This is a genomic window from Staphylococcus caseorum (assembly GCF_049943195.1).
Classification (GTDB): Bacteria; Bacillota; Bacilli; order Staphylococcales; family Staphylococcaceae; genus Staphylococcus; species Staphylococcus equorum_A.
Genome location: NZ_JBNFUA010000001.1, coordinates 1,689,659 through 1,709,114, shown reverse-complemented (window position 1 = coordinate 1,709,114; position 19,456 = coordinate 1,689,659). Strand labels below are relative to the sequence as shown.

Here is a 19,456-nt window from a genome sequence, read left to right as displayed (position 1 = left end):
GAAGGTGTTTAATATGCAAATAAGAGTTATAGTACCCTGTTATAATGAAGGTGAAGTAGTATTAAAGACTTATCAACGTTTGACTGAAATATTATCAAAAGATAGTCAATATCATCAATATGACTACGATTTACTATTTGTAGATGATGGTAGTAAAGATCAAACAATAAAATTTATTCAAGATGTAGCGACTAAAGATGACCATGTGAAATTTATTTCGTTTAGTCGTAATTTTGGAAAAGAATCTGCAATGATTGCAGGTTTCCAAAATAGTAAAGACTGTGACGCAGCAATTATGATAGACGCTGATTTACAACACCCGCCTGAATTAATACCCCAAATGATTGCTGGCTATATGGACGGTTATGATCAAGTTGTTGCGAAGCGTGACAGAAAGAACGAAAAACCAGCTAGAAAATTTATGACAAAATTGTATTACAAAATGATTAATCATTTTGTAGAGGATATTAAATTGGAAGATGGTGTTGGCGATTTCAGATTACTGAGTCAACGTGCAGTGCATTCATTGACTGAATTAGATGAATACAACCGCTTTTCAAAAGGGCTATATGAATGGATTGGATATAACACCAAAGTGTTTACTTACGAAAACGTAGAAAGAGAAGACGGAGAATCTAAATGGTCATTCGGTAAATTATTAAATTACGGTATAGATGGCTTGATATCCTTTAACAACAAACCCTTACGTGCAATGATTTATCTTGGTTTTATTGTGTTCTTTATCAGTTTGTTGTATATCGGTTATAGTTTTGCAGGCATTGTGTTTAATGGCATTGAAACACCAGGTTATTTCTCCACTATTGCTGCGATATTACTACTAGGTGGTATACAAATGATTTCAATTGGAATCGTTGGAGAATATATTGGACGTATTTATTACGAGGTCAAACAACGCCCGAAATATATTGTACAGGCATCGAACTTAAATTGCTCGAGTCAAAAAGTAGAGCGTAGCTTTGAAGAAGATATGAATGAGCGTTTCAAACAACATAATCAAAATTATGAAAGTAAGGTTAAAGAAGACGAAGAAGAGAAAAAACTTGTTAAAAGCAGATAAAATTTAGGTTGTTATAGAGTGTCAACAAAGTTTCTGACTTTGTTGGCATTTTTTTGTATGCGCTTTTCTGAGAGCACAGCTTTAGCCTTTAGACTTCGGCTAGTACTTTATTAATTCGTCAGGAGTTGATTCAAATCAATGCCATTTTCAATAGGAATTAAATAATAAAATTGAGGAACAAAGATTGACTCAAGGTGTTGCATAACTAAAAAAATAAACCAAATGCTACAAAGGCATTTGGTTTATTTCCTTGATTTAAATTATTAATGTTTTAGATTAGTAATTTTACTTTTTGCTTTTATTTTTTACGTAACTTACCGAAAATAAATGAAACAATTGCTACTAGAATGATTGTCCCGATAAGTGCTGGGAATATCGCGATGCCACCTAAATGCCAACCCCAATCACCAAGTAACCAAGAGCCTAGCGCTGAACCTACAATACCAGCGATAATATTACCTAAAATACCACCTGGTATATCTTTACCTACGATAGCACCAGCTATCCAACCGATTAAACCACCGACTATTAACATAAGTATAAAGCCCATATTGATTTGCCTCCTTTATTATTCGTTCGACTTCTAATCTATACCACAAAATATAAAAGGTTAATCATTTATGTGAAGAAAATATATTCTGCCATAATAAGAATGATATAAACAATAAATGAATAATTACAAAAGCATACCAATAAGGCGTTAATAGCGTCATTACTGACGACGATGCAATAATTAATATTTGACCGATAAAGATAGGGCGTCGAATACGATTCATAAATTTAAGTTGTTCTTTTTCCTTTGGTTGAAATGTGCTATAAAAAAGCATGATAGCGCCTATGATAAAAATGGCTGGGGCTAAATAAGGAATAGACATATAAAATGAATCATGACTTGTACTATAAGTAAGTATTAAGGATGTGCTCATTATAATAGTAAGAACAACCGCAATGAATTTTTGGTCTGTTATAACGTATACAGTTACTTTTCTATTTATATACAATTGTAATATGGTCCAAATGATGAGTTGCGCACTTGTATAAAATGCGATGTAGTCATATTCACCGACGAGAAATAAATTGATGAGACCATTTACAGATAAAGCAATGAGTATAGAGCTAAACTTAAGTTGTTTGAAATTCTGACGATATAAACCAATTCCGAGAATAATTAATACCGCAGCTATATTTATAATTATATTTATTAGCATGTTGCTCTCCTAACCTAGATACTTCACTGCAACATTATACCAATTAATATTACGTTAATCATTTAATAACAATTAATTATTTAAATTTACATAAAAATATTAGGTTAAATAGAAACAAATTTTTTTCCTTTTATATATTAGCAGTGATAGTTATCCTAACGATTTAAAGTCACTAAAAATAGAGACACCGTTATACGGATAAGAAGCATTATACAACGTATCGGACGAAATACTCAATTTAAACACCTTTTTTGTTACTCCATAGTAATGTATGTAGCTGTGGTAAGACATAAACATTATTCATATCACTACTTGTCATGACACGGTCGACGAGTGTTTCATATAATGATAATAACTTTTCGGTATGTGATTCGACGTAATCACCATCTAGGTAGGGATTACCTACTTGTAAATAAAAAGGAATCGTAGGGTATCTATGGTGTATCATTTTAGCAAAATCGTAATCCTGGTCATCAAATACTACAACTTTTAAATTTAAAGAAGCAGGTATACAATTTTTGATAACTTCATCTAATATTGGTAGATTAGGTTTCATTTTTGAACTTGGGGGTTTCGGACTAATAGTTAAGTCATCAATTTGTGTCATCCAAGGTTGGAATTTACTCCCCTGTGTTTCTAATGCGCTATAAATGTTTTTAGTTTCAAAAAGATCGACTAAATCCTGAATGCCTTTAATCAGAGCAGGGTTACCTCCAGAAATTGTGACGTGATTAAATGATTCACCAGCAATTTCATAAAGTGAGTCGTATATTTCTTCAGCGGTCATCATGCGTATATCTTCTTTGGCACTACCATCCCAAGTGAAGCTAGAATCACACCAACTACAACGATAATCGCAACCAGCTGTGCGAACAAACATCGTTTTTCGTCCAATCACACGGCCTTCACCTTGAATTGTTGGACCGAAGATTTCTAAAACAGGAATTTTACTCATATTTGGACTCCTTTGGTCTATAGACAACATAACTCGTAGGTGTTTCTCTAACATAAACTTGTAGACATTTAGGCTGGTTGTCTCGTTCATTTAATGAAGCTTGCACCATTTCATAAACTGTCTGTGCAACGATTTCGGTTGATGGACTTTTACCTTTGAATTGAGGTAAATCATTGAGTAAATGGTGGTCGAATTGGTCATGAACTAATTTTTTTAGGTCACTAAAATTCACTAAAAAACCATTATGATCTAATGTATCGCCACCAATTGTTAAATTTACGAAGTAGGTATGACCATGTGTACGCATACATTTTCCAGCATCTTCACTAGGAATATAATGGGCTGCAGAAAAGTTGAAGTCTTTATTAAGCTCAAAGCTGTAAGGATGTTGAACGCTAGGGTAATTTTGTTGGAACATGTTATTCAGCTCCTTTTTCTTTTAGATAAGCGTCTAAACCTCGTGCTCTTAATTCACAAGCAGGACATTCTCCACAACCTTCACCGACAATGCCATTGTAGCAAGTGAGCGTATTGTATCTAATATAGTCTAGTACGCCAAGTTCATCACTTAGTGCCCAAGTTTCTTTTTTATCTAACCACATTAATGGTGTGTGTATAACGAAATCTTTATCCATAGATAGCGATAAAGTAACATTCATTGATTTAATAAAACTATCTCTACAGTCAGGGTATCCAGAGAAATCAGTTTCACAAACGCCAGTAATAATATGTTTCGCATTTGTTTGATATGCGAGCGCACCTGCAAATGATAAGAATAAAAGATTTCTGGCCGGTACAAACGTATTTGGCACGCCGTCTTCGCCAACTTCAATATCCATATCATGCTGTGTTAATGCGTTTGGTGTAAGTTGAGAAAGTAAAGACATATCTAATATGTGATGTTTTACATTTTGTGCTTCAGCAATTTGCTTAGCTACTTTAATTTCTGTATCGTGTCTTTGACCATATTCAAATGTTACTAATTCGACATCGTCATAATGTTGCTTTGCCCAAAATAGGCAAGTTGTGCTATCTTGTCCTCCACTGAAAACGACGATGGCTTTATTACTGTTTAAAGATTGTTGCGTCATATATCTTGCACTCCTTAATAATGTCATACTAGCTTTTACTCAATTTCGCTATGACACCATAAAAAAACGCCTATCCTTATAAAAAAGATAGACGTTGTTTACGTGTCTAGTTTTTTATAGAGGGTGTCAGCTAGGAACCTCTTTATATTCATTTATACGGTGATAAGAATAATACATTTAAACTGTAAAATCAAGTTGAGATTTGGGATAATGAGTATAATAGATAGTGAAAGATACATAAAGAGGTGATGAAATGATACTAATCATTGATAATAAAGATTCATTTACATACAATATTGTAGACTATATTAAGCAAAGTTTCAGTGGATCAGTTAATGTGGTAGATGTTGAAGAAGTTTCTATGGAGAAGATTACGCAAATTTCTCCTGATGCTATCGTTATTTCTCCAGGACCAGGATCACCTGATGATTATCCTATATTAAATGAGGTTATAAAAGTTTTTTTAGAACAAATTCCAATTCTAGGTGTATGTCTAGGATTTCAACAATTAGTGACTTATTTTGGTGGAGATATTATAAAAGGTTATAAACCGATTCATGGTCACACAACTCAAATTCAACATGATAATAGTGGTATTTTTAAAGGTTTAGCCGATACATTTTATGTTATGCGATATCATTCTTTGATTGCTGATACTGAGACATTTCCAAAAACATTAAAAATCACAGCAACGAATCAAGAAGGTATCATTATGGCATGTGCACACCAAACATTACCTGTTTATGGTGTACAGTACCATCCTGAATCTATCCTGAGTGAATGTGGCATTGAACAAATAAAATTATTTATAGAAATCGTGGAGGGTGCTCATGCAAATACAATTTAATTATCGCTATTTATTAGACGAATCAGAATATGAAACCCACGAATATCAATTTACGCAGTGTAAAGATAAATTAATCGCATATCACTTAGACGAAGTAGGAAGTGTTATACAATTTGCAGAAATGCATCAATGCCAAGGTGGTTATGTAGCATTGTATTTACCCTATGAAGCGGCGCCTTTTTTCAATGAACAGATGGCTACGGTACAAATAAAGGATGAATATGTTTTTGCAGCTGCTTATGTTTTCGACAAAAAGGAAGATATAACATTAACTGACAAAAAAGAACGATACATACCAAAATGTGATTTTAAATTTCAATTAAATAAATCACAATTAATCACCCATATTAAAGCAGTTCAATCTGCAATCATTGAAGGTAATACATATCAAGTGAATTATACGACACGTTTGACTGATGATATACATTATCCGATTGCTACATTATATGAAGTGTTACAGCGTCAAAATCATGGCTTTTATTCTGCTTTAATAGATACAGATGAAGTACAGTTAGCTTCACTTTCACCAGAATTATTTTTCCAACGTGGACCGTTTGAAAATCGGAAAGATGTATTATTAAGTAAACCCATGAAAGGCACTATAGCTAGAGGGCATTCTGAAACGCAAGACCAGCAAAATTTACATACGTTAATGTATTCAGCTAAAGATAAAGCGGAAAATGTCATGATCGTGGACTTGTTACGAAATGATATTAGTCGTATCGCAGAGACAGGAACTGTAAAAGTCTATAAACCATTTCATATAGAACGCTACAGCACTGTATTTCAAATGACGTCGATGGTCACAGGGACTTTACCTCAAGAGACTAAACTCATACACATTTTAAAAGCATTATTTCCGTGCGGTTCTATTACAGGAGCACCAAAAATCAATACCATGAAATATATTAAAAAGTTAGAGCAAACTCCGAGAAATGGTTATTGTGGTACAGTTGCCTTGCTGTTGCCAGACGGAAAGTCTATTTTCAATGTGCCTATTCGAACGATTCAATATATAGATGACCAAGCTATATATGGTGTAGGCGCAGGTATTACCATAGACTCTAATCCTGAAGATGAAGTACAAGAATTTAAGGATAAAACAAAAATACTGGAGAGATTATAATGCAGTTATTTGAAACAATGCGTTTGGAAGAAGGTAAGTTTCCGCGCTTGCCTTATCACAAAAAACGAATAAAACAGTCTGCTGAGCAACTTAAATTTGACTTGGATGAAGCGAAATGGAATCAGTTAATCGAAATGTTAATGAATGACTATCCTACAGGTGTGTATCGTATAAAAATATTATTAGACCAAGATGGTTCACTAGATTATGTTGTTGCAGCATTATCTGATAAAAATAAATTTACCGCAAAATTAGTACCTTTAGCAGATAATGTAAATAAACCCGAATTAATAAATAAAACAACCGTTAGAAAACATTTATCACATAATCATCAGACTGACCTAGTGCTGTTATATGATTCTAATGGGAAATTATTAGAATTCGATATTGGAAATCTCATGATAAAAGAAGGTGGATGCTATTATACACCTCTATATAATGAAGATTTCTTACGTGGCTGTATGAGACAATCACTTATAGATGATGAGAAATTATCGCAAAAAAATTACAATATAAACGATTTTAAAGATAAAATATTGAAAAATCAGATACAGGTTTTTCTTATAAATAGTTTGCGAGAGGTTGCCGAGGTTGAAATTTATCTATAGAATATAGAAAGTATAAACATTGGGTTTGCCATGAATTCAGAGATGGTGACCATTATAGAAAACGGCAACGTGAAAATATGAGAGTTGTGACAAATTAGCCTTTGATTTGCATACGCGTGATAAGGCGTATCATAGTATTAAATCCAGTGATACACAAGTAATCCTAATAGACTATAGACAAGGGTGCACTTAAATAATTACGTAATAAATTATAAACAGCGAGTGAGGCATAACGATGATATTGGTTTGGATACTGACAATGATTTTAATAACCTTGCTTTCAAAATGGTATGTAAACCGTTTGCTGAAAAAACAACAGATTTATATTGCAAGATTCGTAATTACAATCTCTTGCATGATTCAATTTGTAGTAGTCTATTTTCTAGTGAAAGCACTTGTGGGTTATTTGGTACAAGGATTAAATGTGTTTTATCGTTAGTAAGAATATAAGAGGTGAAACTATGAAAATATATAGCCAGGGAGACCAAGCAATTGTAGTTTCTATTGAAAAAGAAGTCTCTAAGGATTTAACAGAAGATTTATTAGCATTAAAAACGTATTTATTAGAAAAAGACTATCCTTTTATAACCGAAATTGTACCTACTGAATCAGATATGATGATTTGTTATGATGCGCGAGATATGATTAAACACTACAATATTAAATCACCATTTTTATATATGAATGCATTAATGCAAACCGTGCAATTAGAGATTAAACACGAAGCGCAAGAGATTGAGCCAATGGAAATTCCAGTTATTTATGGGGGGAGAATTTGGTCCTGATTTAGCAGCTTTATTAACGCATTACAAATTAGATTTTGAAAAATTTGTGAAGCTACATACTAAACATACGTATTTTGTCTCAATGATGGGTTTTACACCTGGATTTCCTTATCTTACCGGAATGGATAAGCGCCTGTTTGTTAATCACACAGGTGGCAAAAAAACGTTTATTCCAGCAGGCTCTGTCGTTATAGAAGGGAAAAAGACAGGTATTACTACAATAGATACCTATGGCGATTGGTTAGTCATTGGCTACACACCCATTCGCTTATTTGACCCAGAAGAAACTGATTTTACTAAGCTAAAATTAGGCGATAACGTTACATTTAACGCAATAACAGAAGAAACGCTGGATTTAGGAGGCTTTGAACCATGTCAATCATAATAGAAGGTGAAGGATTATTCTCAAGTTTCCAAGATTTTGGGCGTAAAGGCTATGAGCACAACGGCGTTATTCCTGGCGGCGCACTAGATCCGTTATCCCATGAAATAGCGAACAGACTCGTTGCAAATGATAAACGTGAAGCTACGTTAGAGATGACAAATAGAATGTCGAGCATTCGCTTTACTGAATCAACATTGATTGCATTAAGTGGTGGTAGTTTTAAAGCTAAAACAGAACATATGAAAGTATTACCAAATAAGTTGTACTTAATGGAAAAAGGTGACGTACTTGTATTTACAGAGACAAATCGCACATCTAGAGTATATTTAGCAATCGGTGGTGGTTTGGAATTAGATGAGTGGTTAGGTTCAACCTCAACTGACTTTAAAGTGAAAATTGGCGGTTTTCATGGACGTAAATTGCAAAAAGGTGACGAAATTAATATGAAACGTGACTACACTGAACGCCACCTTAAATTGTTTGAAAATCTAGAAGAAAAACATCAAACAGACTGGGGCATTGATGGTTACGCACTTTCCTTTAATTATATGTCAGATGTTTTTCATGTCATTAAAAATAAAGGGACAGAAGACTTTGAACAAGAAGCATTAAGTCACTTTACGCTTGGGGAATATAAAGTCACGAGTAAAGCGAATAGAGTCGGGATGTATGTAGAAGGACAACCCGTGAAGGCTTTTTATGAAGATATGCCAGCGCATCAATCTGTACAAATAGGCACGATACAAGTTAAAAGAGATGGCACACCGATTATTTTACTCAATGACCACTACACAATAGGTAGTTACCCACAAATTGGGACAATTGCGAGTTATCATTTAACTAAGCTAGGGCAAAAGCATCAAGGTACAAAATTAAAATTCCAGTTTATAGATATTGAAACTGCAGAAAAGAATTTAATTAAATATACAAATTGGTTAAACCAATTGTTTCATGGTATTGAATATAGAATGCAGTTAGAGATGTTGAAATAAAAAATAGAAGGTCTATGTATATTACTAATTGAAGGATAATATAATGGTTACTGATAAGCTGTAACGCCTCAAGATAATTGTGTGAGGGTTACGGCTTTTTTTTAATAGTGCGTATAGAGGTATAACTTTTAAAATTTTTGTAACATATTTTTATAGAACGGTATTATTATTTCATAAAATATTAAAATAAAAATTCATTTCATATACGACTCTAGTCTGATTAATATAAAAATCAAACAGCGTATAATTAAAAAGCATATTATTTCTTAATGATATATTCACAGCCCATTAATAAGCCTTTAACAAAACAAGAGCAAAACGTTAAATTACGTTTGAAAGTGTGTTTTTACTTGAAATTTGACCAGAATTGCTTTATATTTATACATTGAACTATATGCGTTTTGTTACGGAAACATTACAAAACGATAAAAATTGTGAAGATGACGTTAATCGATAAACGAAAACGTTTACGCAATTTACACTATATAGACAAATGAAAAGTTTCTAATTAGAATATAAAACTTAAAATTTTAAAACTATAACTTTAGTTCACAATTGAACAAGCTAATAAAATTCTAGTGTATAGAAATTTAAATTACATACACAGCTGTTTAGGATTTTAAAGAACATAACCTAAAGAAGATAACTTTTGCCAATAACGACCTTTGTATAGTTAGGGATACTAATATCGCTAACAACATATGATCACAGTAACTTTGCCATTTTTTTACTAGGTATGGATTATTTTCCAACCTATATTAATCTATATCGGGGGAAACAAACATGAGTCTACACAAAAAGAAATTAACTCTTTTTGCGTTTTTTATTCTGACCGTGCTCACTGTCGCATTTAAAACGTATTTTTCATATTATGTTGATTTTTCTTTAGGTGTTAAAGGGTTAGTACAAAACCTAATCCTATTAATGAATCCATACAGTTTAATCGCTTTAGTATTAAGTATTTTCTTATTCTTTAAAGGAAAGAAAGCATTCTGGTTTATCTTTATTGGTGGCTTTATTTTAACTTTCCTATTATACGCGAACGTTGTTTACTTCAGGTTCTTCTCTGATTTCATAACGTTTAGTACATTGAACCAAGTTGGAAATGTTGAATCAATGGGCGGCGCAGTGACAGCTTCATTCAAATGGTATGACTTTGTATACTTTATTGATACAATCATTTACCTTTTTATCTTGATATTTAAACAAAAATGGTTAGATAAACGTGTATTCAGTAAAAAGTTTGTGCCAGTAGTTATGGCAGCTGCAATTGCGTTATTCTTCCTGAATCTAGCTTTTGCAGAATCAGATCGTCCTGAATTATTAACACGTACATTTGATCACAAATATTTAGTTAAATATTTAGGACCATATAATTTCACTGTCTATGATGGTGTGAAAACAATTCAAAACAATCAGCAAAAAGCTTTAGCAAATGAAGATGATTTAACTAAAGTGTTAAATTATTCGAAGCAAAAACGAGTTGAACCAAATCAAGAGTATTTTGGTGCAGGTAAAAAGAAAAATGTTATTAAAATACACTTAGAAAGTTTCCAAACTTTCTTAATTGATAAAAAAGTAAATGGCGAAGAAGTAACACCATTCTTAAATAAATTATCATCAGGGAATGCAGGTTATAGATATTATCCAAACTTCTTCCATCAAACGGGTCAAGGTAAAACATCAGACTCAGAGTTTACAATGGATAATAGTTTATTCGGTTTACCACAAGGTTCAGCCTTTTCATTGAAAGGTGATAACACTTACCAATCATTGCCAGCAATTCTTGATCAAAAACAAGGTTATACATCTAATGTAATGCATGGTGATTACAAAACATTCTGGAACCGTGATCAAGTTTATAGACACTTTGGTATAGATAAATTCTATGATGCGACATATTATGATATGTCTGAAGAAAATCTTGAGAATCTAGGTCTTAAAGATAAAGAATTCTTTGAAGAATCAGCAGATTACTTAGCTAAAGAAAAAGAACCATTCTACAGTCATTTAATTACATTAACAAACCATTATCCATTCACTGTATCACCAGAGGATGCAACAATAGAATCACCAAATACTGGGGATTCAACGGTAGATGGCTATGTTCAAACAGCTAGATATTTAGATGAATCACTAGAAGAATTTGTTAATGAATTGAAGAAAAAAGGTATTTATGATGATTCTGTTATAATGATTTACGGTGACCACTATGGTATTTCTGAAAACCATAATAAAGCTATGGAAAAATTATTAGGTGAAGAAATTACACCAGCTAAATTTACTGACTTAAACCGTACTGGTTTCTGGTTGAAAATACCAGGCAAAGAAGGCACAGTAGATGAAACTTACGCTGGTCAAGCAGACGTTATGCCTACACTGCTTCATTTAATGGGTATTGATACTAAGAATTACCTAATGATGGGGACAGACATGTTATCGAAAGATCATAACGACACAGTACCATTCAGAAATGGTGACTTTATAACGAAAGATTATAAATATGTTAATGGTAGAATTTATAATAATAAAAACAATGAACCAGTAACAAAAAAACCTGAAGATTTCGAGAAACGTAAACAACAGGCTGAAAAAGATCTACAAATGAGTGATGATTTGATTAATGGTGACTTATTGAGATTCTATGACAACCCAGATTTCGAAAAAGTGAAACCTTCTGAGTACGAATATAAGCCTGGTCCAAAATCAAAAGAGCAAAAAGAATAGATAAATTACAGAGCCAACATACCTAATCTAGGTGTGTTGGCTCTTTTTTAAAATTCACTTTAGATGAATTCGCGTATATATGTATATAAAATAAAGACATAAAAATAGCTATGAGGCTTTTTCAAACGTCCATAGCTATTGTTTACTTATTTGGTTTATGTCTAAACCATTTTTAATACTAAATTTAAGTCCTTATCCAAGTGCGACATCAAGTATCATCATGATTGTGAATCCTAACATTAGACTTAACGTTGCAAGGTCTGTATTGTTACTTGCCTGAGAATCTGGTATAAGTTCTTCAACCACAACGAATATCATCGCACCTGCAGCAAATGCTAAAGCATATGGCAACATAGGAGTGATCATTATCACGGCAGCAGCGCCGACTACAGCAAATATAGGCTCGACGATGGCTGATGCTTGTCCATAATTAAAAGCTTTCCATCTTGATGCACCTGCAGCGCGTATTGGCATTGATAGCGCTGCACCTTCAGGAATATTTTGTATTCCGATACCGATGGCTAATCCAACAGCGCCTAAAAATGTTGCTTGACCATTACCAGAAACAATACCACCAAAAGCTACACCTATAGAAAGGCCTTCGGGAATATTGTGTCACGTAATTGCCAATACAAGTAATGTATTTTTGTTGAGTTTTTTAGTACCCACACCTTCATGAAATTGTTTGGTGTCTTTGGTATTTGGATGTATATGAGGAATAACTAAATCTAATCCCCGAATAAATAATCCACCCAATAAAAAACCAATAGCAGCTGGCAACCATGGGAATGCTGTGCCTTCACCATAAGCAATGGCTGGCTGTAATAATGACCAAAAACTTGCAGCGATCATAATACCCGCAGCAAAACCTTGCATTGAGTTTAATAACTTATCGTTAACTCTTTTGAAAATAAATACCGATGCTGCTCCTAATGCAGTAAGTAGCCATGTGATAAGACCAGCTATTAATGCTTGGATGTAAGGAGGTAAGTTTTGGAAAAATTCCGACATAAGCTTTGCTCCTTTGTATCATTTGAGTTCAAAAAGGTGTATAATATATAGAACTGAAATTAAGTTTAACAGATATAATTACTATTTTCGATATTTAAAAATTTCGATATTAAAAAGGATGTAGAATGATGGAAGCATACAAAATTGAACATTTAAATAAGTCATATGCCGATAAGACTATTTTCGATGATTTACATCTCTCTATTTCTGAAGGAGAAAAAATAGGACTCGTTGGTATAAATGGGACTGGCAAGAGTACTTTGTTAAAAGTAATGGCAGGACTAGACGAAGATTACGATGCGGAAATATCGCATCCCAATGCATATCGCGTCCGTTATTCTTCTCAAAAACAAGATTTTGATCGAAACATGTCTGTTTTTGAAGCAGTATTGACCTCAGAAACTAAAACACTTCAAGTTATACGTGCATATGAGTCTGCACTGAATCAATATAGTACGACCCAGAGTGAGTCAGATTTACAAAAAATGATGCAAGCACAAGATGCGATGGATGCGAATCAAGCATGGGACTATAGTGCAGAAATCAAGACGATACTTTCTAAATTAGGTATTCATGATACAACAAAAGAAGTAAGTGAACTTTCAGGCGGTCAACAAAAAAGAGTGGGTCTTGCGAAGACACTTATTGAACAACCTGACTTATTACTTCTAGATGAGCCTACCAACCACTTAGATTTTGAATCTATCAATTGGTTAATCAATTATGTGAAACAATATCCACACACTGTATTATTTGTAACGCATGATCGCTATTTCTTAAATGAAGTATCCTCACGAATTATCGAATTAGATCGTGGAAAATTACGCACTTATTCTGGTAATTATGAAGCTTATATTGCACAACGTGCGGAAAATGAAATCATCGAACAAAAACAACAATCGAAGCAACAGTCATTATATAAAAAAGAACTTGCTTGGATGCGTGCGGGTGTAAAAGCACGAACTACAAAACAACAAGCGCGTAAAAATAGATTTAGCGATTTAGAACAAGATGTCAAAAATCAACATCAACAAGATAAAGCATCTTTAAATCTTGCTTATTCAAGATTGGGTAAACAAGTTTTTGAATTCGATGCTTTAACTAAACGCATCAATGGGAAAACGCTGTTCGAAGATATCACTCAAATTATTCAAAGTGGTCAGCAAATTGGTATTGTTGGTCCTAATGGTGCTGGTAAAACAACATTGTTAAATATATTGAGTGGAGAAGATCAAGCTTTCGAAGGTAATCTGAAAATTGGGCAGACTGTAAAAGTTGCTTACTTTAAACAAAGTGAAGAGCGATTAGATCGTGATGTCAGAATGATTGATTATTTAAGAGAAGAAAGTGAAGTAGCAAAAGAAAAAGATGGTACGTCAGTTTCAATTACACAACTACTTGAACGCTTCTTATTTCCAAGTTCCACACATGGTAAAAAAATATATAAATTATCAGGTGGCGAACAAAAAAGATTATATCTGTTGAGATTATTGGTCCATCAGCCGAATGTCTTATTATTAGATGAGCCAACAAACGACTTAGATACTGAAACGCTAACAATACTTGAAGATTATATTGAGACATTTGGTGGTGCGGTAATTACAGTAAGTCATGATAGATACTTCTTAAATAAAGTAGCCCAAGAATATTGGTATATTCACGATGGAAAAATGGAACGTATCATAGGAACATTTGAAGATTATGAAGCATATAAAAAAGAACAAGATAAAGCTCAAGCACAACAAAAGCAACAGAAACAACAAGCGCATGTAAAACAAAATGCGAACAAGAAAAAAGGGCTCTCTTTTAAAGAAAAGCAAGAATATGAAACGATTATTGAACGTATTGAAACTACTGAGCAAAGATTAGAAACCATCGATGAAGAAATGGTTGCAGCAAGTTCAGATTATGCTAAAATCAAAGAATTAAATGAAGAACAACGACGTCTTAATCAGACGTACGAAGATGATATGGCAAGATGGAGCGAACTAGAAGAACTAAAAGAACAATGAGGGATTGTTAAACATGGAATCAACATTATCGCATTATTTTGGCTACGATACATTTCGTCCAGGTCAAAAAGAAATTATAACAAAAGTAATGAATCATCAAAATGCGCTAGGTGTATTACCTACTGGCGGGGGAAAATCAATTTGTTATCAAGTGCCGGGATTAATGTTGGGCGGTACGACGATTGTTATCAGTCCATTAATTTCGCTAATGAAAGACCAAGTTGATCAATTAAAGGCCATGGGTATACGCGCGGCGTACTTAAACAGTAGTTTAACTCAGAAACAACAAAAAGAAATAGAGGCACAACTTAGAAAAGGTGAAATTCAATTTCTATATGTGGCACCTGAACGTTTCGATAATGCTTATTTTGTTCAAATGGTGCAACAATTAAATATACCGCTAGTTGCTTTTGATGAAGCACACTGTATTTCTAAATGGGGCCACGATTTTAGACCGAGTTATCGAGATGTGATTCATAAGGTATTTGCATTACCACAAGATTTTACAATTGTGGCGCTTACTGCAACGGCCACAATTGAAGTTCAAAAAGACATTATGGATCGCTTGAACATTAATAAAAACGACGAGATTAAAACAAGTACAAAACGTCGAAATCTAATCTTTCAGGTCAATCCTACATATCAACGACAAAAATTTGTGTTGGAATATGTTAAAAAATATCAAAAAGAATCCGGCATTATTTATTGTTCAACACGAAAACAAGTTGAAGAATTACAAGAAGCATTAGCGATTAATGATATTAAGAGTACAACCTATCATGGTGGACTATCGAACAAAGAGCGTGAAGCTGCCCAAAATGATTTTGTTTACGATCGAGTACGCGTAGTTGTAGCTACGAATGCTTTTGGTATGGGTATCGATAAGTCCAATGTGAGATTTGTTATTCATTATAATATGCCTGGCGATTTAGAATCGTACTATCAAGAAGCAGGTCGCGCAGGTCGTGATGGTTTAAATAGTGATTGTATTTTATTATTTAGTGAACGTGATATCGGCTTACATCAGTATTTTATATCTTCGTCGAAAGCAGATGATGATTATAAAGATAAGATGGGCGAAAAATTAAATAAGATGATACTTTATACAAAAACTAAAAAGTGTTTAGAAGCAACGCTCGTACATTATTTTGAGCCGAATGAAAAGCTTGAAGAATGTGAACAGTGTAGTAATTGTGTAAGAGAAAATAAAACGTATGATATGACTAATGAAGCAAAAATGATAGTGAGTTGTATCGCACGTATGAAACAAAAAGAAAGCTATAGCGTCATTATACAAGTATTAAGAGGCGAAGAATCTGATTATATTCGCTACTGTGATTATAATGAATTGTCCACACATGGTATTATGAAAAACTATACTACATCAGATTTAAGTCATCTTATTGATGAATTGAGATTTAAAGGCTTTTTAAATGAGTATGATGAAATATTAACTTGTGATAACTCCGTGAAAAGTTTATTGAGTGATCAGGTCGCTATATTTACGACACCATTTAAACGCAAAACTACAGAAAAAGTTAATATCAATACCGTAGAAGGTGTGGATCGTGCATTATTTGATGAACTTATAGCTGTACGTAAACAGCTAAGTGAGGACTTGAGCATTCCACCAGTAAGTATATTCTCTGATTTTACACTAGAAGAATTTGCTAAAAGAAAGCCAGAATCAAAACAAGATATGATTTTAATTGATGGCGTAGGTAGTTACAAATTAAAACATTACTGTCCAATGTTTTTAGAAACCATTCAATCATATAAAGCAAAGATATAATTAACTTAAGTTTTGTATCTCCACATAACTTTCTGCTTTAAATAAATATGACCATAACTGCGAAGTTAAATTTCAAATTTTAATATACTATGTAACAAAAAGATCATAGGTTTATTTTTGATTTGAGTTAACTTCGCTTTTTTGTAATAACAAGATTTTATTGAAGTAAAACAAAACTTTTGAAAATTGCTTGATAAATACATGAATTATATGAAAATAGGGAATAATTGTGGTAAATGTGAATTTAAGCTAATTTTAAAAATAGAGGACAGTAAAGTGAAGGTGACAAAGTGATAGAATTTAAAAATGTAGTAAAAAAATATGGAGATAAAACTGCAGTCGATGACATCAGTTTTAATATAAAAAAAGGCGAATTTTTTGTGTTAATTGGGCCTTCAGGTTGTGGCAAAACAACGACCTTAAAAATGATCAATCGCTTAATTTCTTTATCTGAAGGGTATATTTATTTTAATGATAAACCAATTAGTGATTATTCTATTTATGAAATGCGTTGGGATATTGGTTATGTATTGCAACAAATCGCACTTTTCCCACATATGACAATCAAAGAGAATATTGCACAAGTGCCACAAATGAAAAAATGGAAAGAAAAAGATATTAACCAACGTGTGGATGAATTATTGGATATGGTCGGTTTAGAACCTGAATTATATAAAAATCGTAAACCAGATGAGTTGTCAGGGGGACAGCAGCAACGTGTAGGCGTGGTGCGTGCATTAGCCGCCGATCCACCAGTGATATTAATGGATGAGCCATACAGTGCGCTAGATCCGATTAGTCGTGAAAAGTTACAAGATGATTTGATAGAATTACAACAAAAAATTAAAAAGACGATTATTTTTGTAACGCATGATATTCAAGAAGCAATGAAACTTGGTGATCGTATATGTTTATTAAATGAGGGACGAGTTGAACAAATTGATACACCAGAAGGTTTTATTAAAAATCCTAAAAACGACTTTGTGAAGCAGTTTATGGGAGATAAAGTAAAACGCACGGTTAATGATATGAAATTATCTGAACTGGTTAGTAATTTACCGGACAATAAATTAGAGACGCCTCATGAAAGTTATCCTGTCCTTCAAAGTGATTATTTTGTACGTGATATTTATGAGCATTTAATTGACCATGAAGGCATTATTGTCGATGATGAAGCAGCTTCTACACAACATGTACTAAAACGAGAAGATATATTTAAAGTTTTGTCAGAAGGCAAAGGAGGTCATAATGGATGAATGAATTCATTAACACTCTTGTAGAGCGCAAAGGTCAATTATTAACAACCATTTTCGAACATATGCAAATATCTTTTATTGCTTTATTAATAGCGACATTAATTGGCGTTCCCTTAGGCATTCTACTTACAAAAACACGTAAACTTTCTGAAGTAGTGATGAATATTGCCGCAATACTTCAAACGATACCATCACTTGCATTACTCGGTTTGATGATACCACTATTTGGTATAGGTAAGGTACCTGCAGTGATTGCTTTAGTGGTCTATGCATTATTACCTATTTTAAGAAATACATACACGGGTATTAACGAAGTTGATGCTTCGTTAATAGAAGCAGCAAAAGGTATAGGTATGAAACCAGGACGCCGTTTGAGTAAAGTAGAATTGCCAATTGCGATGCCGGTAATTATGGCGGGTATTCGCACAGCTATGGTATTAATCATTGGTACGGCAACATTGGCAGCTTTAATTGGTGCAGGTGGTTTAGGTGACCTTATATTATTAGGTATCGATAGAAATGATACGTCATTAATACTTATTGGTGCCATTCCAGCGGCCTTGCTCGCAATTTTATTTGATTTAGCCTTACGCTTTATGCAAAAAATGTCATACAAAAAGTTACTGATTGCATTAGGTGCCATCGTACTGATCTTATTATTGTTTATAGTCGGCCCGATGTTAGCACAAAAAGGAGATAAAGTGACCTTAGCAGGTAAGCTTGGTTCAGAGCCTTCAGTGATTACCAATATGTATAAGATTTTAATTGAAGAAGAAACGGATCATACTGTTGAAGTTGAAGATGGATTGGGTAAAACAGCTTTCTTATTTAACGCCCTAAAATCAGATGATATAGATGGTTATCTCGAGTTTACAGGGACAGTGCTCGGTGAATTAACGAAAGAAGATTTAAAGTCTAAGCAAGAAGACAAAGTATATGAGCAAGCTAAATCGAGTTTAGAAAATAAATTTGATATGACGATGTTAAAACCAATGGAATACAATAATACGTATGCCTTAGCAGTGAAAAGAGACTTTGCAGAAGAGTATGATATTAAAACAATTGGTGATTTAAATAAAGTCAGTGGTAAAATCAAGCCTGGCTTTACATTAGAATTTAATGATCGTGAAGATGGCTATCCAGCTGTGAAAAAAGCATATGACCTTGATTTGGGGGATGTTAAAACGATGGAACCTAAATTACGTTATCAAGCAATTGAAAGTGGCGATATCAATTTAATAGATGCATATTCAACAGATGCAGAATTAAAACAATATGATATGGTCGTTCTAGAGGATGATAAAGATGTCTTTCCGCCATATCAAGGTGCGCCTATGTTTAAAGCATCTTATTTAGAAGAACATCCTGAAATTAAAGCACCGTTAAATAAATTAGCAGGTAAAATTTCAGATGAAGAAATGCAACAAATGAACTACGATGTGACTGTGAAGAAAGAAGACCCATATGAAGTTGCAAAAGCATATCTAGAAAAGCATCATTTAATAGATTAAACATTATCTCTTTTATTACGGGTTCGGATGATGAGCGATAGGAATAACACGCGCTTAATTTATCTGAACTCG

The 19,456-nt window shown here is 33.3% G+C and carries 16 protein-coding genes and 2 pseudogenes; 12 read left to right on the top strand and 6 right to left on the bottom strand.

The genetic code is table 11. The features are described 5' to 3' along the window. The first annotated feature begins 13 nt into the window (after positions 1–13). Positions 14–1,078: a glycosyltransferase family 2 protein gene (locus ACP3TL_RS08840; RefSeq protein ID WP_069833300.1), complete on the top strand. Its 1,065-nt coding sequence runs from the start codon at positions 14–16 to the stop codon at positions 1,076–1,078. A 298-nt stretch (positions 1,079–1,376) separates the two neighbouring features. On the opposite strand, the gene ACP3TL_RS08835 is transcribed toward ACP3TL_RS08840, so the two are convergent. From ACP3TL_RS08835 to queC, 5 genes are all read right to left on the bottom strand, one after another. Further along, a complete protein-coding gene (locus ACP3TL_RS08835; protein WP_069833301.1) occupies positions 1,377–1,628 on the bottom strand; it encodes a GlsB/YeaQ/YmgE family stress response membrane protein in 252 nt (83 codons plus the stop codon). A 64-nt stretch (positions 1,629–1,692) separates the two neighbouring features. After that, positions 1,693–2,286 carry a hypothetical protein gene (locus ACP3TL_RS08830; RefSeq protein WP_069833302.1) on the bottom strand — a complete coding sequence of 198 codons (594 nt, stop codon included), beginning with the start codon at positions 2,284–2,286 and terminating at the stop codon, positions 1,693–1,695. A 238-nt stretch (positions 2,287–2,524) separates the two neighbouring features. Further along, positions 2,525–3,241 (bottom strand): 7-carboxy-7-deazaguanine synthase QueE, encoded by a 717-nt coding sequence (gene queE / locus ACP3TL_RS08825; protein ID WP_069833303.1) that lies wholly within the window; start codon positions 3,239–3,241, stop codon positions 2,525–2,527. Then, positions 3,234–3,659, bottom strand: coding sequence for a 6-carboxytetrahydropterin synthase QueD (gene queD, locus ACP3TL_RS08820; protein WP_069815303.1), 426 nt, complete (start codon positions 3,657–3,659; stop codon positions 3,234–3,236). Before queD ends, queE begins: the two co-directional genes overlap by 8 nt. A 1-nt stretch (position 3,660) precedes the next feature. Continuing rightward, positions 3,661–4,332 carry a 7-cyano-7-deazaguanine synthase QueC gene (queC, locus tag ACP3TL_RS08815; protein WP_069833304.1) on the bottom strand — a complete coding sequence of 224 codons (672 nt, stop codon included), beginning with the start codon at positions 4,330–4,332 and terminating at the stop codon, positions 3,661–3,663. A 253-nt stretch (positions 4,333–4,585) separates the two neighbouring features. Between queC and ACP3TL_RS08810 the strand changes: the two genes are divergently transcribed. The 7 genes and pseudogenes from ACP3TL_RS08810 to ltaS all read left to right on the top strand — a co-directional run bounded on the left by ACP3TL_RS08810 (position 4,586) and on the right by ltaS (position 11,802). Continuing rightward, a complete protein-coding gene (locus ACP3TL_RS08810) occupies positions 4,586–5,179 on the top strand; it encodes an anthranilate synthase component II (RefSeq protein WP_069833305.1) in 594 nt (197 codons plus the stop codon). Beyond that, positions 5,163–6,305 carry a chorismate-binding protein gene (locus tag ACP3TL_RS08805; protein WP_069833306.1) on the top strand — a complete coding sequence of 381 codons (1,143 nt, stop codon included), beginning with the start codon at positions 5,163–5,165 and terminating at the stop codon, positions 6,303–6,305. The genes ACP3TL_RS08810 and ACP3TL_RS08805 overlap by 17 nt, the downstream gene beginning before the upstream one ends. Next, complete coding sequence (locus ACP3TL_RS08800; RefSeq protein ID WP_069833307.1) at positions 6,305–6,913, top strand: aminotransferase class IV; 609 nt, start codon at positions 6,305–6,307, stop codon at positions 6,911–6,913. Before ACP3TL_RS08805 ends, ACP3TL_RS08800 begins: the two co-directional genes overlap by 1 nt. 235 nt (positions 6,914–7,148) lie before the next feature. Next, positions 7,149–7,352: a hypothetical protein gene (locus ACP3TL_RS08795; RefSeq protein WP_069815314.1), complete on the top strand. Its 204-nt coding sequence runs from the start codon at positions 7,149–7,151 to the stop codon at positions 7,350–7,352. A gap of 22 nt (positions 7,353–7,374) precedes the next feature. Further along, a pseudogene (gene pxpB / locus ACP3TL_RS08790) lies at positions 7,375–8,083 on the top strand (5-oxoprolinase subunit PxpB). Further along, a complete protein-coding gene (locus ACP3TL_RS08785) occupies positions 8,071–9,075 on the top strand; it encodes a 5-oxoprolinase subunit C family protein (protein ID WP_069815316.1) in 1,005 nt (334 codons plus the stop codon). The pseudogene pxpB and the gene ACP3TL_RS08785 overlap by 13 nt, the downstream one beginning before the upstream one ends. Positions 9,076–9,858: 783 nt before the next feature. Continuing rightward, entirely contained in the window at positions 9,859–11,802 is a 1,944-nt protein-coding gene (gene ltaS, locus ACP3TL_RS08780; RefSeq protein WP_069833308.1) for a polyglycerol-phosphate lipoteichoic acid synthase LtaS, read from the top strand. A 192-nt stretch (positions 11,803–11,994) separates the two neighbouring features. Here the strand turns inward: ltaS and ACP3TL_RS08775 are convergent. Next, a pseudogene (locus tag ACP3TL_RS08775) lies at positions 11,995–12,813 on the bottom strand (ZIP family metal transporter). 128 nt (positions 12,814–12,941) lie between these two features. Here ACP3TL_RS08775 and ACP3TL_RS08770 point away from each other — a divergent pair. From ACP3TL_RS08770 to ACP3TL_RS08755, 4 genes are all read left to right on the top strand, one after another. Beyond that, a complete protein-coding gene (locus ACP3TL_RS08770; RefSeq protein WP_069833310.1) occupies positions 12,942–14,825 on the top strand; it encodes an ABC-F family ATP-binding cassette domain-containing protein in 1,884 nt (627 codons plus the stop codon). 13 nt (positions 14,826–14,838) lie between these two features. Continuing rightward, the gene (gene recQ, locus ACP3TL_RS08765) at positions 14,839–16,617 is read left to right on the top strand and encodes a DNA helicase RecQ (protein ID WP_069833311.1); all 1,779 of its coding nucleotides are present in this window, start codon (positions 14,839–14,841) and stop codon (positions 16,615–16,617) included. A 290-nt stretch (positions 16,618–16,907) separates the two neighbouring features. Further along, a complete protein-coding gene (locus ACP3TL_RS08760; protein ID WP_069833312.1) occupies positions 16,908–17,873 on the top strand; it encodes an ABC transporter ATP-binding protein in 966 nt (321 codons plus the stop codon). Beyond that, positions 17,870–19,384 (top strand): ABC transporter permease/substrate-binding protein, encoded by a 1,515-nt coding sequence (locus ACP3TL_RS08755; protein ID WP_069833313.1) that lies wholly within the window; start codon positions 17,870–17,872, stop codon positions 19,382–19,384. The genes ACP3TL_RS08760 and ACP3TL_RS08755 overlap by 4 nt, the downstream gene beginning before the upstream one ends. The last annotated feature ends 72 nt before the right edge of the window (positions 19,385–19,456 follow it).

Excerpts from the sequence above, each read along its gene's own strand:
- queE (WP_069833303.1), bottom strand. The coding sequence starts at position 3,241 with ATGAGTAAAATTCCTGTTTTAGAAATCTTCGGTCCAACAATTCAAGGT.
- ACP3TL_RS08800 (WP_069833307.1), top strand. The coding sequence starts at position 6,305 with ATGCAGTTATTTGAAACAATGCGTTTGGAAGAAGGTAAGTTTCCGCGC.
- ltaS (WP_069833308.1), top strand. The coding sequence starts at position 9,859 with ATGAGTCTACACAAAAAGAAATTAACTCTTTTTGCGTTTTTTATTCTG.
- ACP3TL_RS08810 (WP_069833305.1), top strand. The coding sequence starts at position 4,586 with ATGATACTAATCATTGATAATAAAGATTCATTTACATACAATATTGTA.
- ACP3TL_RS08795 (WP_069815314.1), top strand. The coding sequence starts at position 7,149 with ATGATATTGGTTTGGATACTGACAATGATTTTAATAACCTTGCTTTCA.
- ACP3TL_RS08805 (WP_069833306.1), top strand. The coding sequence starts at position 5,163 with ATGCAAATACAATTTAATTATCGCTATTTATTAGACGAATCAGAATAT.
- queC (WP_069833304.1), bottom strand. The coding sequence starts at position 4,332 with ATGACGCAACAATCTTTAAACAGTAATAAAGCCATCGTCGTTTTCAGT.
- ACP3TL_RS08840 (WP_069833300.1), top strand. The coding sequence starts at position 14 with ATGCAAATAAGAGTTATAGTACCCTGTTATAATGAAGGTGAAGTAGTA.
- ACP3TL_RS08770 (WP_069833310.1), top strand. The coding sequence starts at position 12,942 with ATGGAAGCATACAAAATTGAACATTTAAATAAGTCATATGCCGATAAG.
- ACP3TL_RS08835 (WP_069833301.1), bottom strand. The coding sequence starts at position 1,628 with ATGGGCTTTATACTTATGTTAATAGTCGGTGGTTTAATCGGTTGGATA.
- ACP3TL_RS08755 (WP_069833313.1), top strand. The coding sequence starts at position 17,870 with ATGAATGAATTCATTAACACTCTTGTAGAGCGCAAAGGTCAATTATTA.
- ACP3TL_RS08830 (WP_069833302.1), bottom strand. The coding sequence starts at position 2,286 with ATGCTAATAAATATAATTATAAATATAGCTGCGGTATTAATTATTCTC.
- recQ (WP_069833311.1), top strand. The coding sequence starts at position 14,839 with ATGGAATCAACATTATCGCATTATTTTGGCTACGATACATTTCGTCCA.
- queD (WP_069815303.1), bottom strand. The coding sequence starts at position 3,659 with ATGTTCCAACAAAATTACCCTAGCGTTCAACATCCTTACAGCTTTGAG.
- ACP3TL_RS08785 (WP_069815316.1), top strand. The coding sequence starts at position 8,071 with ATGTCAATCATAATAGAAGGTGAAGGATTATTCTCAAGTTTCCAAGAT.